This window comes from Streptosporangium sp. NPDC004631, from assembly GCF_053601935.1.
This window is the reverse complement of record NZ_JBSGCR010000001.1, coordinates 296121-312605: the sequence shown is the minus strand read 5'-3', so window position 1 is coordinate 312605 and position 16485 is coordinate 296121. Positions and strand designations below refer to the sequence as shown.

The following is a 16485-nucleotide window of genomic DNA, read 5'->3' as shown; positions in this document are numbered from 1 at the left end:
CGGCCGCGCCTCGCGGGGACAGGACCGAAGGTCCCGAAAGCCTGAGGTCTCTCGCCCCTCACCTCGGCGCCCTTCGCCTCAGGGCGGTGGCTGGCGCCGTCTGCTGTGCTTACGGTCGACTGCCCCGCCGAAGAACGAGAAGCACTGAGAAGCACTGAGGAGTGACGGATGAACGGAGCGGATCTCCGGCGGATCGAGGGGGAGCTGCTCCCATCGACCCCGGTTCCGGCGGTTTTCACGGAGGCCGAGGTCGCGGGGCTGCCGGAGCCGGTGCGGAGGCATCTCATCTCGGCCATCGCGCCCGGCACGCCCCTGGCGGTCGCCGCCCGCCTGCGGATGCGAGGGAGCATCAAGATCGGCCGGTGGCTTCCGTTCCACGCCCGTCAGCTGCTCGCCCCCCAGCGGGGCTTTGTGTGGCGCGCGCGGGTGGCCGCCCTGATCGCCGGCTCGGACCACTACGCCGCGGGGCGCGGAGGCATGGACTGGAAACTGGCCGGTCTGATCCGCCTGGTCCACGCCGAGGGGGCCGACGTCTCCAGGTCGGCCGCCGAACGGGCGGGCGCCGAGGCGTGCTGGATCCCCACCGTGCTGCTGCCACGGTCGGGCGCGGTCTGGTCGGCCGAAGACGACACCCACGTCGGCGTCACCCACACCGTCGACGGCAGGGTGGTCCGGACCCGTTACGAGCTGACCCCGGACGGCCACATCCGGTCGTTCGTGTTCGACCGCTGGGGCGACCCCGGCAACACGGGATCCTGGGGGCTCCACCCGTTCGGCGGCGAGATCACCGGCCAGGCCACCTTCGCCGGTCTCACCATCCCCGCCGCCGGGAGGGTGGGATGGTTCTTCGGCACCGACCGGTGGGCCGAGGGGGAGTTCTTCCGGTACCGGATCACCGGCCTGCGCCCGGTCAGCGCGTGACGTCGCCAGCCGTCACGGCGGACGGTTTGAACAGGCCCGCGACCCCCGCCATCGCCCCCAGATGGACCCCCTCGGCCGTGGTGCCCCCCTGGAGGTCCTTCACATCGCTGTTCAACGCCTCCACCAGGAAGGGCTGGGAGGCGCCCGGCCGGACGTGGGCCAGCACCCCGGCGTGGACGACCGCGCTCAGCGTGGACCCGTGGCAGGTCCGGGCGAGGTAGTAGTCCACCGTCCGGACCGCCGTCTCGGTGTTCCACTCGTAGCCGAGGTCGGTCATGATCTCACCCAGCCCCTTCTCTCCCAGCAGGTGAAAGAGCATGAGCACGTCGGCCTGCTTGGAGGCCTTGTAGCGGTTGGGGCTGTCGCCCTCCGCTTCGAGGATGCGGTCCAGCCGCCGGATGTCCCCGTACCTCCGCCGGTACGCGGCCCAGTCCAGCTCCTCCAGCTCGGCGTATCCCTCGAACTGGCTGATCACCCCGTCGTGGAAGTCCACTCGCATCCGCCCGGCCATCCCGGTGAAGCGGTCGATCTCCTCGGCGCTCACCCCCTCGGCGCCGACCAGGCCGATCATGTCCAGGACCCGTCGCATCAGCCAGGCGGTCATGACGTTGGTGTAGGCGTTGTTGTCCAGGCCGGGTTCGGTCCTGCCGGGGTAGCCGTCGTGATACTCGTCCGGGCCCATCACCCCGCGGATCACGTAGCGCTCGCCTTCACGGGTGGTCAGGGAGGCGAAGAAGCGGGCGATCTCCAGTAGCAGCTCCCCGCCGAAACCCGCCAGGAAGGCGCTGTCCTTGGTCGCCTCGTAGTGCTGCCAGACGTTGTGGGCGACGGCCAGCCCGACATGGCGCTGCAGGCGCGAGTTGTCGGGCAGCCAGTTGCCCGAGCGGGGGTTGAAGTGAAGTCGCGGTGTCTCCTCCCGGCCGTCGCCGCCGCTCTGCCAGGGGAACATCGCCCCGGTGTACCCGGCGGCGCGGGCGGCCCATCGCGCCTCGGGCAGGCGTCGCCACCGGTACCTCAGCAGTGCCCGGGTGACCTCGGGGAGGCGCGGGGCCAGGAAGGGGAAGACGAACAGGTCGTCCCAGAACACGTGACCCCGGTACGCCTCGCCGTGCAGGCCCCGGGCCGGCAGCCCGGCGTCGAGTTCGGTGACGTGCGGGGAGGCCGTCTGCAGCAGGTGGAACACGTACAGGTTGAGGATCCGCTGCACCTCGGAGTCCTCGGCGACGACATGTGCCCGCGACCACAGGCGTTCCCAGGCGCGCACGTGCCGCCTGAGAAGATCGTGAAAGCAGCCGGCACGCACCACGGCCGCCCTGGCCGCGGCGGCGCTCTCGGCGATCGCCCGGTCCCTGGAGGTGTACAGGGCGACGATCTTCTCCACGAGCACCTCGTCACCCGCGGTCACCTCGATCGCCCGGTCGTCGGTGACCCGGCCCTCCTCCACCCCGGTACGGCACCGGCCGCCGGTCAGCGAGGTGCGAGCGGCGATCGCGATCTCCACGCGGGAGGTGGCGGTGCGCGTCAGCAGCTCGATCACCTCGCCGGCGGCGTGCGCGGAGACCGGAACGAGGTGCCGGTCGGCCAGTCCCCGGTAGCGGGCCACCCCCGAGTTGGTGACCCGCCCGTCGAGTTCCGAGCGGATCTCCAGCAGTCCGCTCCAGTTCTCCGGCACGACCGTCATGGTCAGCGCGGCCAGGTGCGGGTCGTCCATCGAGACCAGGCGGTGCTGTTCCAGCCGGGTGATCCGGCCGCCGGAGTCGCGGATCCGGAGCAGCCGGGTGAGTATCCCCTGCCGCATGTCGAGCGTGTGGCGGCAGTGGAGGATCTCGGCGTTACCGGGGGCGAACCAGTCGCCGCCGTCGGCGCGGAAGGTCAGAGGCAGCCAGTTCGGCACGTTGACAAGATCCTCGTTCTCCACCGAACGGTCCGCCACCTGTGAGACGAGCCGGTCGTAGCAGCCGGCGACGTAGGTGCCGGGATAGCGCACGCCGTCGGCGCGGGTTTCGGGAACCGCGCCCCGGGTGGCGAAGTATCCGTTTCCGAGCGTCGTCAGTGCCTCTCTCAGCCCCTCGTCGGCGGGGTCGCAGCCGTCATAGGTGAGGAGCCAGGGGTTCACTTCTTCTCCCGTCGAGTTGTATTTCCGCCAGATCGGTGACGACGAGGCCGGCCCCCGAGGCCCGGAGCGCGACACCCTGCCGGCCCTGCCGGTCGACACCGACGACAAGGCCGAAGCGGCCCCGCGCACCCGCCCGCACACCCGCGAGGGAGTCCTCCACCACCGCGGCCTCGGCCGGTGTCACGCCGAGCCGCCGGGCCGCCTGCAGGAACAGCGCGGGATCGGGTTTTCCCGCCAGTCCCAGCCGGGCGGCGTCCACGCCGTCGACCCGGACGTCGAACAGGTGGGCGACCTTCGCCGCGCGCAGTACCTCCGCGCAGTTCCGGCTCGCCGACACGGCGGCGGTGCGCACCCCGCGCCGCCGCAGCTCCTCGACGAGGGCGACGGTCGAGGGGAACGGCGCCACGCCGTGCCTGCGGATCTCCGCCAGGAAGTACGCGTCCTTGCGTGCGGCGAGAGCCGCGACCACGTCCGGGTCCGGCGTGATCCCCCGGGACAGCAGGAAGTCCCTGACCCCGTCCGCGCGAGGTTTGCCGTCCACGTGGAGCAGGTAGTCCTCACCCGTGTCGAACGGCCGGAACCGCTCGCCTGACCGGGTGGCCCGGTCGCGCAGAAAGGCGTCGAACACCCGCTTCCAGGCGGCGGCGTGCACCCGGGCCGTGTCGGTGATGACGCCGTCGGTGTCAAAGACCATCGCCGCCGTCCGGTCGAGACTCACCACCGTGGAGAGCGCCATGTCGAACCTCCCTTGAGTCCGCAGGGTACGGCGGGGCACGCCGTCGCCGTCAGGGCTGATCGGCCCTGTTCCGCAGGGACCTTCGTCCGCAGAGTGGGCCGTCCGCGTGACGGCCGGATGGGAAACGGCCACGGAAGGGAAGGTCTCCGGGTGGGGTCGGAAGTCCCTGACGATCAGGCCCTTCGACCGCTGCGCGGAACGCCGGCGAACGGTCGGATGGAAGACAGAACCCAGGAGGATGACATGACAGCGCATGTAGTGGTGGGAGTGGACGGCTCCCCCCCTTCGCAGGCCGCGGTCGAGTGGGCCGCCGACGACGCCGTCCGGCGTGGATGCGCCCTGCGGATCGTGCACGTGTGCGAGCCGTGGACCTATGACATCCCGTTGCAGACCCCGCCGGGCTTCCGTGACTCCATGGCCGAGTACTGCCAGAGCGTGCTCGACGACGCGGTGAACCTGGCGCGTGCGCACGCCCCGCAGGTGCGGGTGGACACCGCACTGGAGAGAGGACGGGTGGTCGAGGTGCTCCGGCGTGAGGCCGAGGGCGCCGAGCAGGTCGTGGTGGGCGGCCGCGGGCTGGGCGGGTTCACCGGTCTGCTGCTGGGGTCGGTCTCGCTCGCCCTGGCCGGCCATGTGGCCACACCGGTCGTGATCGTCAAGAAGACGCGCCGGTCCGTCGCGGACAAGGTGGTCGTGGGCTTCGACGGCTCGGCCTACGCGGCGGCCGCCCTCGGCCACGCCTTCGAGGAGGCCGTGCGCCGCAAGGCCCGGCTGCAGGCGATCCACGCCTGGCAGGCGCCCATCCTCGGTCCGTACGCCGCCGCCTACACGTCGCTGTTCGACGACATCTCCGCCACCGAGCGCCGCCAGGCCGCCGAGACGCTCGCCTCCTGGCAGCTGAGATATCCCGGTGTCGAGGTTGAGGAGACCGTGGTCTACGGGCATCCGGTGGCCGTCATCTGCGAGGCCTCGGACTCGGCGGACCTGGTCGTCGTCGGCTCGCGCGGGCTGGGCGGCCTCGGGGCCGCCGTGCTGGGGTCGGTGAGTCACGGGGTCGTGCACCACGCCCACTGTCCCGTCGCGGTGATAAACGCCCGGGGTGAGACGTGATGGACGTCCGCGAGCTCCGGGTCGGCCAGGTGATGAGCCGGAGGCTGGTCGCCGTCGAACCGGACGAGTCCCCGCTGATGGCCTGGGAGATCATGCGCCGTGCGGACGTCCACCACCTGCCGGTCGTCGAGGGCAACGGCCGCCTGCGTGGTGTCGTGACCCGTGAGGACCTCACCGCCCGCTGGTCGGGCGGGCCGATCGAGCAGTCGCGGGTGCCGGTCGGGGCGCTGGTGGCCGATCGCCGCTGTCCGCACGTCTCGCTGGACGCGCGCCTGGCCGAGGCCGCGGCGGCCATGCTCGGTGCCGGGGTCGACGCGGTGCCCGTGCTGGGGAAGTCGGCCACCCTGGTGGGCATGGTGACCACCACCGACGTGCTCCGGGCCGTCGCCGGGCAGATCACGGAGGAGGAGGCGGAGACGGAGCTGATGACGGGGGTGTTCCGCCTGGTCCCGGTGCTGCCCCGCACCTCCGGGAACTCGGAGGGGTGAAGCCGGTCGTGCCCGGCCGCCCGGGAGCGGGGAGAGCACCCGGGCGGTGTCCCGGATCCCGGTTGAGGAAGACTTTCGTCGGCGCCCTCGCCGTAGAGGGCGTCGACACCATGAAGCGGTGAGAAGGAGAACATCATGATCCTGGTTGGAGTCGACGGCTCACGGGCCTCGCTTGAGGCCGTGGGCTGGGCGGTCCGGGAGGCCGTGCTGCGCGGCACCACGCTGCGCATCGTGCACGTCATGCCGGCCTGGCCCATGGAGATGACCGAGGACGCCCCGTACGCCGATGTGGGCCGGTGGATGCGCGACGGGGCGGCGTCCACGCTGACGGACGCCCTGGACCGGGCCCGTGAGGAGGACGGCGGTGTCGAGGTGGAGACCCTGCTGCTGCCGGGTGACCCCCGGCTCGCCCTGATGGAGGCGGCCGGAGACGCGGATCTCCTGGTGGTCGGCAGCCACGGGCTCGGCGGTTTCCGCGGCATGCTGCTGGGATCGGTCGCGCTGGGCGTGTCGGGGCGGACCGCCTGCCCGGTCGCCGTCGTGCGGGATCTGCCCGAGGGGTCGCGCGGTGAGGTGGTCGTCGGCGTGGACGGCTCGCCTGAGGGGGCGGAGGCCATCGGGTTCGCCTTCGCCGAGGCGTCGCTACGCGGGGTCGGCCTGCGGGCGATCCACGCGTGGAGCCGGCCCGTCGCGGGGTGCGGGCCGTTCGCCCTGCCGGCCGCGGAGGAGATGGCCCAGGGGGAGCGGCGCCTGCTGTCGGAGGCCCTGGCGGGCTGGGGTGAGCGCTACCCGGACGTCAAGGTCACCGAACAGGTGGAGCACGCGCATCCGGTGGACGTCCTGAGGGAGGCCTCGGCCCACGCCGGTCTGCTGGTCGTGGGGTCGCGCGGGCGGGGTGAGCTGACCGGGCTGCTGCTGGGCTCGGTGAGCCACTCGCTGCTTCACCACGCGGCCTGCCCGATCGTCGTCGTCCGGCAGCGGGCGTAGTCGCCGGGCGCCACGGCGGGGGGCGTGAGGAGGCCCCCGCCCGGCCGCCGGCGGCCTTTCCAGCGGCGGGGTGCCCCGGCGTCCCCGCCGCTGGGGTCATGCCGGCTGGTGGTGAGGTCAGACGCTTTAACCGACAGGTCCGGACTCTTGACCGACAGATCCGGATCCGAGGAGGAGAAGATGTCCCAGAAGGATGCCGGCCTGCCGGTTTCAGGCACGCAGGACGCCCTCTCGCCGATCGTCGTCGCGGTGGACGGTTCGGCGGAGGCGGAGAGGGCGGTCTGCTGGGCCGCCGACGACGCCTTCCGCAGGCGGCTGCCGCTGAGGATCGTGCACGTCGTGGAGCGCGGTCCGTACGACATTCCCCGCTTCTCCGCCCCGGAGTGGCCCGGCAGTCTGGTCGCGAGCGGGCGGAAGGTGCTGACCGTCGCGGAACGGGCGGCGCGCGAGCGCCGGCCGTCCGTTGAGGTGACCATCGAGCTGGTCGAGGGCACCACGGTCAGGGTCTTGCGCGACCAGGCCGCGGGCGCCGCCGAGATCGTGCTCGGCAGCAGGGGCCTGGGCGGCTTCACCGGTGCCCTCATGGGATCGGTGAGCACGTATGTGGCCACCCACACCCACGGCCCGGTGGTCGTCGTCCGTCCGGGCGGCGAGGAGACGCGCGGTGAGATCGTCGCCGGTGTCGACGACTCCCCGGAGTCCGAGCCCGCGCTGGCCTACGCCTTCGAGCAGGCCGGGCTGCGCGGCGCCGTGCTGCGCGCCGTCCACGCCTGGCAACTGCCGGTGCACGCCTTCGCGCCGGAGATCTCCTACGACATGGACGAGATCCGTCAGGCACAGCACCGTGTGGTCAGCCAGAGGCTCGGGACGTGGCAGGAGAGGTTTCCCGAGGTGACGGTGGTGGAGGACGTCCAGAGCGCCCATCCCGTCGACGCCCTCACCGACGCCTCGGCCAGGGCCGACCTGGTCGTCGTCGGATCCCGGGGCATGAGCTCGGTCGGGGCGGCGCTGCTCGGCTCGGTCAGCCGCGGCGTGCTGCACCACGCCCACTGCCCGGTGGCCGTCGTCCGGTCGTGAGCGCCCGGGGTCCGGTGAGCGCCCGGAACCCGGTGTGGGTCCGGTACTCCGCGGCTGGGCGCGCACCTCTTTCCCAGGTGGGCCGTGCCGTCATGGAAGACTGATGATATGGGGCGTTTAAAGGCTTTTGCCCTTCTGGCCCTGACGGTGTCCGGACTGCTGGCCGGAGCGCTGCTCCACCTGGCCGGCGCGGGCGCCGCGGGTGACGTGGCGTGGGCGGCGGTCACCTGCGTGGCCCTGGTGCCCGCGATCGGCTGGGTGGTGTCGGCGCTGCGCGGCGGCCGGCTGGGGGTGGACGCCATCGCGGTGCTCGCCCTGGCCGGGACGCTCGCCGTACGGGAGTACCTCGCCGGCGCGCTGATCGGCGTGATGCTGGCGAGTGGCCGGGCGCTGGAGGACTACGCCCTGCACCGGGCCCGCCGGGACCTGACCGCCCTGTACGAACGCGCACCGCGCTCGGCCAGGCGCTACTCCGGAGGGGAGCCTCACCTCGTCCCCGTGGAACAGGTGCGCCCCGGCGACCTGCTGCTGGTCCCCAGCGGTGAGCTGGTCCCCGTCGACGGGGTGGTGGCGGCGGGGCTCGCGCTGCTGGACGAGTCGGCGCTGACCGGGGAGCCGCTCCCGGCCGAACACGCCGCGGGGGAGAGCGTGCGCAGCGGCGTGGTGAACGCCGGGTCCGCCTTCGACCTGAGGGCCACCCGGACCGCGGACGAGAGCACCTACGCGGGAGTGGTGCGGCTGGCGCAGCAGACCGAGGCCGACACCGCCCCCGTCGTACGGCTCGCCGACCGGTTCGCCACCTGGTTCCTGCCGGCCACGCTCCTGCTGGCCGGAGGCGCCTGGCTGCTCTCCGGCCAGCCGGTCCGGGCGGTCGCCGTGCTGGTCGTCGCCACCCCGTGCCCGCTGCTGCTCGCCGCGCCCGCCGCCATCGCCTCCGGCCTGTCCCGTACGGCCAGGCACGGCGTGGTGGTGAAGGGCGGAGGGGCGCTGGAGACGCTGGGACAGGCGCGCACCCTCATCCTGGACAAGACCGGGACGCTGACCGCCGGCCGGCCCGAGGTGGTCGACATCGTGGCCGCCCCCGGGTTCCACGCCGACGACGTGCTGCGCTGGGCCGCCGCGGTGGATCAGATGTCGTCTCACGTGCTCGCCGCCTCGATCGTCCGCGCCGCCCGCGCCCGCCGGACCGGGCTGCCACAGCCGTCCGAGGTCCGGGAGCGGCCGGGGACCGGCACCACGGGGCTGGTGGAGGGACACCGGATAGCGGTCGGCAAGGCGACGGCCCCCGCCTCCTCGGAGTGGGAGCGCGCCCAGCGGGCACGGGCCGCGCTGGACGGCGCCATGACCGTCTGGGTGACGGTGGACGGCGAACCCGCCGGGGTGATCCTGCTCCGCGACGCCGTGAGGACCGACGCGGCCCGCACGCTGCGCCGGCTGCGCACCGCCGGGATCGATCGGGTGGTCATGCTCACCGGGGATCGGGCCGACGTCGCCGAGAGCGTGGGCGTGGTGCTCGGCGTCGACCGGGTGCTGGCCGAGCAGACCCCCGAGGCCAAGGCGCGCGCCGTACGGGATGAGGCGGCCGGGGCCGTGACGGTGATGGTGGGCGACGGTATCAACGACGCCCCGGCGCTGGCCGCGGCCGACGTCGGTGTGGCGATGGGTGCCCGAGGGTCGGCGGCCTCCACCCAGGCCGCCGACGTGGTGCTCACCACCGACCGCCTGGACCGGCTCGCCGACGCCATGGACGTCGCCCGCCGATCCCGCCGCATCGCCGTCCAGAGCGCCGTCACGGGGATGACGCTCTCGGTGCTGGCCATGATCGTGGCCACGGCCGGAGCGCTGCCGCCCGCGGCCGGCGCCCTGCTGCAGGAGGCCATCGACGTCACGGTCATCCTCAACGCGCTGCGGGCGCTCCGCCCCGCCAGGGGAACCCGCGCGGTGGTGGACGCCACCACCGAGTCCCTGCTGCGCCGGTTCGAGACGGAGCACTCCTCGCTGCGTCCGCCCCTGGAGCTCATCCGGGAGGTGGCCGACCGGCTGAGCGGGCAACCGTCGGCAGAAGATCTCGCCCGGCTGCGGGAGGTCCACACCTTTCTCACCGAACGCCTGCTCCCGCACGAGCGGGCCGAGGAGCGACGGCTGTATCCGGCGCTGGAGCGGACGCTCGGCGGTCCCGAGGTCACGATGACCATGAGCAGGGCGCACGCCGAGATCGAGCGCCTCGTCCGCCGGCTGGGCCGCCACCTCGCCCTCGCCGAGACCGGCGGGCCGCGCCCCGAGCAACTCGACGATCTGTGCGCCTGCCTCTACGGCCTGCACGCCGTCCTGACCCTCCACTTCGACCAGGAGGAGGAGGCGTACTTCTCCCTGGCCACCGACTCGGCGGTCTGACGGCGGAACGCGGTCCGCGCGTCGGGGCGGACCGTCGGACCTCCTGCGGCGGGGGCGGTGGGGACCAAGGCCTCTAGGTGATCATGCGATGAGCGGGAAGGCTCATGGGCATGGACAAACTACAGAGGATCGACGCCTACTGGCGGGCGGCCAACTACCTGTCGGTGGGGCAGATCTACCTGCTGGACAATCCGCTGCTGACCGAGCCGCTGGCCCCGGAGCACATCAAACCGCGGCTGCTGGGACACTGGGGCACCACCCCGGGGCTGAACTTCTGTTTCGCGCACCTGAACCGGGTGATCGCCGAACGCGACCAGGACATGATCTATGTCGCCGGTCCCGGGCACGGTGGCCCGGCGGCGGTCGCGCACGCCTGGCTGGAGGGCTCCTATACCGAGAAATATCCGGATATTGGGCAGGATGTGGAGGGGATGCGCCGCCTCTTCCGGCAGTTCTCCTTTCCCGGCGGCATTCCCAGCCACGTCGCGCCGGAGACCCCCGGCTCGATCCACGAGGGCGGTGAGCTGGGCTACGCGCTGGCCCACGCCTACGGCGCGGCGTTCGACAACCCCGGCCTGGTGGTCGCCTGTGTGATCGGCGACGGTGAGGCCGAGACCGGCCCGCTCGCCGCGAGCTGGCACTCCAACAAGTTCCTCGACCCGTTCCGCGACGGGGTGGTGCTGCCGATCCTGCACCTGAACGGCTACAAGATCGCCAATCCGGCCGTGCTGGCCCGCATCCCGGAGGCGGAGCTGGTCAAGCTCATCGAGGGGTACGGCTACCGCCCCCACATCGTCTCCGGTGACGACCCCGCGGTCGTGCACGGGCTGATGGCCGAGACGCTGGACGTGGTGTTCGACGAGATCGCCGCCTACAGAGAGGGCCGGGCCGAACGGCCGCCGATGATCGTGCTGCGCACCCCGAAGGGCTGGACCGGGCCGCACGAGGTGGACGGCGTACCGGTGGAGGGCACCTGGCGCGCCCACCAGGTGCCGCTGTCCGGGGTGCGCGACAACGCCGAGCACCGGGCGCTGCTGGAGGAGTGGATGCGCTCCTACCGGCCCGAGGAGCTGTTCGGCGCCTCCGGGCGGCCGGCCGACGAGATCCTGTGGACGGTGCCCGAGGGGCGGCGCAGGATGAGCGCCAACCCGCACGCCAACGGCGGCGAGGTGCTCCGGCCGCTGGCGCTGCCCGACTTCCGGGACCACGCCGTCGAGGTGAAGTCCCCGGCCGCGGGGTTCTCGGAGCCGACCCGGGTGCTGGGCACGTTCCTGCGCGACGTCATCACCGCCAACCCGGACACCTTCCGGCTGATGGGCCCCGACGAGACCGCCTCCAACCGGCTGTCGGCGGTGTTCGAGGTCACCGACCGGGCCTGGAACGCCGAGACGCTGCCGGCCGACGACCACCTCGCGCCGGGCGGCCGGGTGATGGAGGTGCTCAGCGAGCACCTGTGCCAGGGGTGGCTGGAGGGCTATCTGCTGACCGGCCGGCACGGCCTGTTCAACTGCTACGAGGCGTTCATCCACATCGTGGACGCGATGTTCAACCAGCACGCCAAGTGGCTGGAGACGTCGAGGAGGATCCCCTGGCGGCGCCCGGTCGCCTCGCTGAACTACCTGCTGTCGTCGCACGTGTGGCGGCAGGACCACAACGGCTTCAGCCATCAGGATCCCGGTTTCCTCGACGTCGTGGTCAACAAGAAGGCCGAGGTCGTGCGGGTCTACCTGCCGCCGGACGCCAACACGCTGCTCTCGGTCGCCGACCACGTGCTGCGCTCGCGCGACTACGTCAACGTGATCGTCGCCGGTAAGCAGCCGGTGCTGGACCTGTTCACCGCCGCCGAGGCGATCGCACACTGCACCCGGGGGCTGGGCATCCTGCCGTGGGCCTCCACCGACGAGGGGGCCGAACCCGACGTGGTGCTGGCCTGCGCCGGGGACGTGCCCACCCTGGAGACCCTGGCCGCCGCCGCGATGCTCCGTGAGCACCTGCCCGAGCTGAGGGTGCGGGTGGTCAACGTGGTGGACCTGATGCGGCTGCAGCCGCCGTCGGAGCACCCGCACGGCCTGGCCGACGCCGAGTTCGACGCGCTCTTCACCACCGGCAAGCCGGTGATCTTCAACTTCCACGGCTATCCGTGGCTGATCCACCGGCTGACCTACCGCCGGGCCGGTCACCCCAACATCCACGTGCGGGGCTACAAGGAGGAGGGCACCACCACCACGCCGTTCGACATGGCCATGCTCAACGACATCGACCGCTACCACCTGGTGATGGACGTCGTCGACCGGGTCCCCGGCCTGGCCGTCCGGGCCGCGCACCTCCGCCAGCGGATGGCCGACAGCAGGCTGCGCGCCCGGGCCCACACCCGCGAGTACGGCGAGGACCCGGCCGAGATCAGTGACTGGACCTGGCCGTACTGAACACCGGTCCCGGCCGGAGGGAACCGGAACGGCCACCGGACCGGGTGGCCGGATGCCTCGTGAGACTCACAGGGTGACGGTGGTCTCGCGGGGAGCGGATGGGCCCCGGCCGCCCGGCCGGGGCCCACGCCGGGGCTCACCCCCGGTCAGGACTTCTGCTCGGTGACGAGGAACGCCACCGCCCCTCCCTCGTCGATGTCGGCGTCCAGGGCCTTGTCGTCGAGTATGTCGGCGGCCGCCGGATCCAGGAAGATCCGTGCCCCGTCCGCCTCGACCACCTTGTCCTCGGACTCCGGGCCGTTTACGACCGACAGCAGCAGCGATCCTGTGCCGTCACTCTGGGTGGAGATGCGGACGCCCGTGTCCGTCGAGTCCGCCACCTGGGAGCTGAGGTCCCGGATCACCTGGGCAGCGGTGTCCGTCAATGTAAGCATTGTGACTCCTTGTCGGGATCTGGGATTGGATTCTCCGCCCTTGCCCGCTCTGAGCCCGTCCAACCATGCCGCGCCCCGTCCCTTCCACCGGCTCCGCCGCCCTCGGCCGGGCGCACGGGCCGGCCCGAGGGCGGCCGGGGCCGATTCCCCGAGGCGCCGTCCCCCCGGGTCCCTCCCCGGGTCTTCGCCCGGGTTCTTGAGGTATTACCCGGTGTTACCCGGCGGGCGGCGCGGTCGAGGACCGCACGACCAGTTCGGCGCCGACCGTGTACCGTTTCGGCTTGACCTCCGGCCCGTTCACCGGCTGCAGCAGCAGGTCGACCGCGAGCCGGCCGAGCTCGTGCGCGCCCGTGTCGACGGCGGTGATCGGCGGGCTCCACCACTCCAGCAGCGGCATGTCCTCGAACGCGACGACCGACAGATCGGCCGGAATCTCAAGGCCCGCCCGGGCCAGCACCGGAAGCGCCCCGTAGATGGCCTCGTGGTTGCTGAGCATCAGCGCGGTCGGTGCCGGCCCGGCCCGAAGCAGCTCGGTCATGGCCTGCGCGCCGAACCCCACCTCGAACGGCCCCCGCCGTACGAGGACGGGATCGGGGGCCAGGCCCGCCTCGGCGAGCGTCTGGGCGAACCCGGTGAACCGGTCACGGCCGGAGTCGGTGGTCGGCGGCCCGCCCATGAAGGCGATCCGCCGGTGTCCCTGGTCGAGCAGGTGCCGGGTGGCCGCCACCGCCCCCTCGCGGTCCGCAGCCAGCACCGCGGGCCCCTTCGAGCCCTCCATCTCCCTGATCAGGTCGACCACGGTGACTCCGGAGGTCCGCAGCTCGTTGACCCCCGCCAGGTTCTGGCCCGTGCCCACGATCAGCACGCTGTCGACCTGATGGTCGCGTAGCAGCCTCAGGTAGTCGGCCTCTACGGCCGGGTCGGCGTTGGTGATGCAGAGCAACGCCTGGTAGCCCGAGGCCACGAGGCGCTGCTGCACGGCCTCGACCACCGTGTGGAAGGTGTGGTTGACCAGATTGTTGAGCACCAGGCCGACCAGCCCGGAACGCCTCGTCCGCAGGCTCACCGCGGCGAGGTTCCGCCGGTAGCCCATCGACTGGGCGGCCCGGGAGACCCGGCGGCGGGTCGACTCCGAAATCTCCGAGGATCCGGTGAGCGCGCGGCTCGCCGTGCTCACCGACACCCCGGCGGCGGCGGCGACGTCACGGAGCGTGGCGGCCATCGTCCTCCCCGTTTCTCAGGGCCATCTCCGGCCCGCCGAGTACCCCCGAGATCATCTTCTCAGAGAATACGGTTTTCGTTACCGACAAATAAGACATTTCATAGGGCATCGCGGCTCTCCGGCGCTGAGGAGCGGGGCTCGCGGGACGGGACGGGTCACCGGGGAGACCCCGTCGCGGCCGGACCGGCCGGTTACCCGACGAGGCCGCCGTGACGGACGCACGCGAGGCGGCAGGGGAGCGGGCGGAGCAGCGCGCCGGTCGGCCGCCGCCCCCGCGTGGAACCGGCCGATCCGGCCGGCGCCTCCCCGTCCCCCGCTCCGCGGCGGCGTCACCTGACCGCGGCGTTGTGGCCTTCGAAGACCCGGTAGAGGCCCAGGAGCCGACGGCCGTACTCCTCGGCGGCGGCGCCCGTCCCGTTGTAGCGCGCCAGCACCCCGCGGGTGGCGTTCTCGTCGTAGTCGAGGGGGGCTCCGGTCACGCCGATCTCCGCCGCGCCCTGGATGAGGACGAGGGGTACGGTGCCGACACTGTAGTCGTCGTCGCCGTGCAGGGCCTGCCAGACCGTCCACATGTCGTGCCAGTCGTCGGCGTTGCACGGCGGGCCGCCGATGATGCCCTGGGCCACGGCGTGGTTGCGCGCCCTGATCGCGGTCCTGGCGGAGATCTGGCCGAGACCGGTGCCGGAGTCGTCCTTGGCGAGCGGGGGAAAGACCGGTGCCGGGCCGGCCGGGGACCTCTCCCACGCCTCGTACTGGATCTTGTAGCCGTAGTAGGACGTGACGAGACCGTCCGCCGACGGGTCGGCGGGTGTGAGCTTGCGGACCTCCCAGAAGATCGGGCACTGCACGAGGGCCTTGCGCATCCGGAAGGCCCGGCTCATGGCGGTGATCAGCGTGTCATGCCGCAGAAGCACGTCCAGGGAGTGCTCGGTGAGGTTGAGATACCTGCCGGGGAGGTCGGTGACGCCGATGGACTCCAGGTGGACGCGCACGTCGGCGAGGAGCGCGCCGCGCCGCGCCATGTCGAACCCCACGTCGAGCCGGCCCGGCGGAGGCGGGAGGAACTGCGCCTGCCCGGCGTCCCGGCCCGAGGCGATGTTGTTGTCGATCTCGATACGGCCGGCGTCGGCGCCCACCGTGATGGTGGAGATCTGGTCGAAGGCCCAGTCCGAGGGCAGTGGAAACCCCAGGTTTCCGCTGAACCCGGTCGACATGCCCGAGACGAAGCTGGAGGTGGTCAGGCCCGCGCGCGCCAGGCGGTCGCAGACGTTGCGCGAGCCGTAGACGCCGATCCTGTACTCGCTGCCGCAGGAGGCCAGGCGGGCGGCGAGCGCCTGGAAGTGCGGGACGATCCGCTCGGTGACGTCGCCGTCCAGGGCGTCGAAGTCGACGGCGAAGTAGATCGTGGTGCCGCGCCTGAAACCGTGGCCCCGGGCGGCGTCCAGGGCCGCCAGGGCGTCGGCGCCCCCTTGGGCGGCGGAGAAGTAGTCGGCCGATCCGCCGTCGGTCTGGTAGATCGGGAACACGCTCAGGCCGGCCGAGACCATCGTGCCGAGCTCGCCCGGCTGGATCTTCTTGTTCAGCGAGCTGCCGGGCACGTTGGACAGGTAGCGGCCCACGGTGGTGTAGCCCTCCGCCCGCAGGGTCCGCGCCCGGGCCGCCGTGATCTCCGTGACGCAGTCGCAGGCCGTCCCCCTGCGAGTGGGGTCGCCGGTGCTCACCAGCAGTGACGCCCAGGTACGGTAGTCGGCGGTGCCGTTGGCCTCCAGCCGCGCGAACCGCTGGAAGTCGGTGACCGTGTCCGCGACGGCCGAGGTGTGGGAGCCGTCGAAGGGGACCGGCCGGCCATTGAAGATCATCGCTGCCTGGAACAGCCGGACGAACCGCCGGGTGGAGTCGGATGCGCCCACCCCGAAGACCGCCTGCCTCTTGATGCCCGCCTGGGTGGCCGGCCCGAAACGGCCGGTGGCCGTGTCGTCGTCCATCCCCAGCTCGAACTGGATCGCCAGCAGGAGCGCCTTCTGCACGTCCCGGGAGAAGCGCCCGTCGCACGGCATGATGAAGAAGTCACGGCGGCCGACATAGGCGGCGTTAAGCCATTTCTGGACGCCTCGCACCTGCTCGGTGCCGCCGGTGACGACGACATGGGCGTCCATCGTCAGCAGGGCCTTGAATACCTTCGGGACGACGCCGTCCGCGGTGAACACGCCGCTCACGCCCATATCGGCCTTCAGGTCGGCGACGGCGGCGGCGGTGACGGAGTCGTAAACACCGCCGAGTTCACTTCCCGGGTAACCCTTGCAGTAGAGACCGCTCTGCACGATGCGAATGATGTTCGCCCGCCTGATGCCCTCGTTGACCACGGGAAACCGCTGAGAAAGCGTGTCAAGGGTGACCGGCCCGAAGGCGTCGGACGGCTCGGGGACGCCGAGCTCGATCTGCAGGGCGCGGGTCAGCGCGTACATCGTGGGCCGGCCGGTTCTGCCGTTCTCCTGAACCGGCTGGAATCCGGGGGTGCCCTTATAAGTGGAGTTGACCCATCGTTGCGCACGGAGAACCATTTCGTCTGCCATA

Annotated in this window: 12 protein-coding genes; 7 read left to right on the top strand and 5 right to left on the bottom strand. The window is 72.0% G+C overall.

Annotated elements, in window-relative coordinates:
• Nucleotides 1–168: 168 nt before the first annotated feature.
• Nucleotides 169–921, top strand: a complete 753-nt coding sequence (locus ACWEF2_RS01200) for a DUF6544 family protein (RefSeq protein WP_453810982.1) — start codon at nt 169–171, stop codon at nt 919–921.
• Here the strand turns inward: ACWEF2_RS01200 and ACWEF2_RS01195 are convergent.
• Together ACWEF2_RS01195 and ACWEF2_RS01190 are read right to left on the bottom strand one after the other, a co-directional pair.
• Nucleotides 911–3037 carry a glycoside hydrolase family 65 protein gene (locus tag ACWEF2_RS01195; RefSeq protein WP_453810981.1) on the bottom strand — a complete coding sequence of 709 codons (2127 nt, stop codon included), beginning with the start codon at nt 3035–3037 and terminating at the stop codon, nt 911–913. The genes ACWEF2_RS01200 and ACWEF2_RS01195 overlap by 11 nt on opposite strands.
• Nucleotides 3012–3773, bottom strand: a complete 762-nt coding sequence (locus ACWEF2_RS01190; protein ID WP_453810980.1) for an HAD family hydrolase — start codon at nt 3771–3773, stop codon at nt 3012–3014. Before ACWEF2_RS01190 ends, ACWEF2_RS01195 begins: the two co-directional genes overlap by 26 nt.
• A 243-nt stretch (nt 3774–4016) precedes the next feature.
• On the opposite strand from ACWEF2_RS01190, the gene ACWEF2_RS01185 reads away from it, so the two are divergent.
• The 6 genes from ACWEF2_RS01185 to ACWEF2_RS01160 all read left to right on the top strand — a co-directional run bounded on the left by ACWEF2_RS01185 (nt 4017) and on the right by ACWEF2_RS01160 (nt 12255).
• Nucleotides 4017–4883 (top strand): universal stress protein, encoded by an 867-nt coding sequence (locus ACWEF2_RS01185; RefSeq protein ID WP_453810979.1) that lies wholly within the window; start codon nt 4017–4019, stop codon nt 4881–4883.
• Nucleotides 4883–5371, top strand: a complete 489-nt coding sequence (locus ACWEF2_RS01180; protein WP_453810978.1) for a CBS domain-containing protein — start codon at nt 4883–4885, stop codon at nt 5369–5371. The genes ACWEF2_RS01185 and ACWEF2_RS01180 overlap by 1 nt, the downstream gene beginning before the upstream one ends.
• A 135-nt stretch (nt 5372–5506) precedes the next feature.
• Nucleotides 5507–6358: a universal stress protein gene (locus ACWEF2_RS01175; protein WP_453810977.1), complete on the top strand. Its 852-nt coding sequence runs from the start codon at nt 5507–5509 to the stop codon at nt 6356–6358.
• A 180-nt stretch (nt 6359–6538) separates the two neighbouring features.
• On the top strand, nt 6539–7435 hold the full coding sequence (locus ACWEF2_RS01170; protein WP_453810976.1) for a universal stress protein: 897 nt from the start codon (nt 6539–6541) through the stop codon (nt 7433–7435).
• Nucleotides 7436–7543: 108 nt separating this feature from the next.
• Entirely contained in the window at nt 7544–9829 is a 2286-nt protein-coding gene (locus ACWEF2_RS01165) for a heavy metal translocating P-type ATPase (protein ID WP_453810975.1), read from the top strand.
• A 110-nt stretch (nt 9830–9939) separates the two neighbouring features.
• Nucleotides 9940–12255 (top strand): phosphoketolase family protein, encoded by a 2316-nt coding sequence (locus ACWEF2_RS01160; protein WP_453810974.1) that lies wholly within the window; start codon nt 9940–9942, stop codon nt 12253–12255.
• Between the two features lie 146 nt (nt 12256–12401).
• Here the strand turns inward: ACWEF2_RS01160 and ACWEF2_RS01155 are convergent, their stop codons facing one another.
• The 3 genes from ACWEF2_RS01155 to ACWEF2_RS01145 all read right to left on the bottom strand — a co-directional run bounded on the left by ACWEF2_RS01155 (nt 12402) and on the right by ACWEF2_RS01145 (nt 16484).
• A complete protein-coding gene (locus tag ACWEF2_RS01155) occupies nt 12402–12689 on the bottom strand; it encodes a Fe-S cluster assembly protein HesB (protein WP_355596747.1) in 288 nt (95 codons plus the stop codon).
• 214 nt (nt 12690–12903) lie between these two features.
• On the bottom strand, nt 12904–13911 hold the full coding sequence (locus ACWEF2_RS01150) for a LacI family DNA-binding transcriptional regulator (protein WP_453810973.1): 1008 nt from the start codon (nt 13909–13911) through the stop codon (nt 12904–12906).
• 329 nt (nt 13912–14240) lie between these two features.
• Nucleotides 14241–16484 carry a glycoside hydrolase domain-containing protein gene (locus ACWEF2_RS01145; RefSeq protein ID WP_453810972.1) on the bottom strand — a complete coding sequence of 748 codons (2244 nt, stop codon included), beginning with the start codon at nt 16482–16484 and terminating at the stop codon, nt 14241–14243.
• Nucleotide 16485 lies beyond the last annotated feature (1 nt).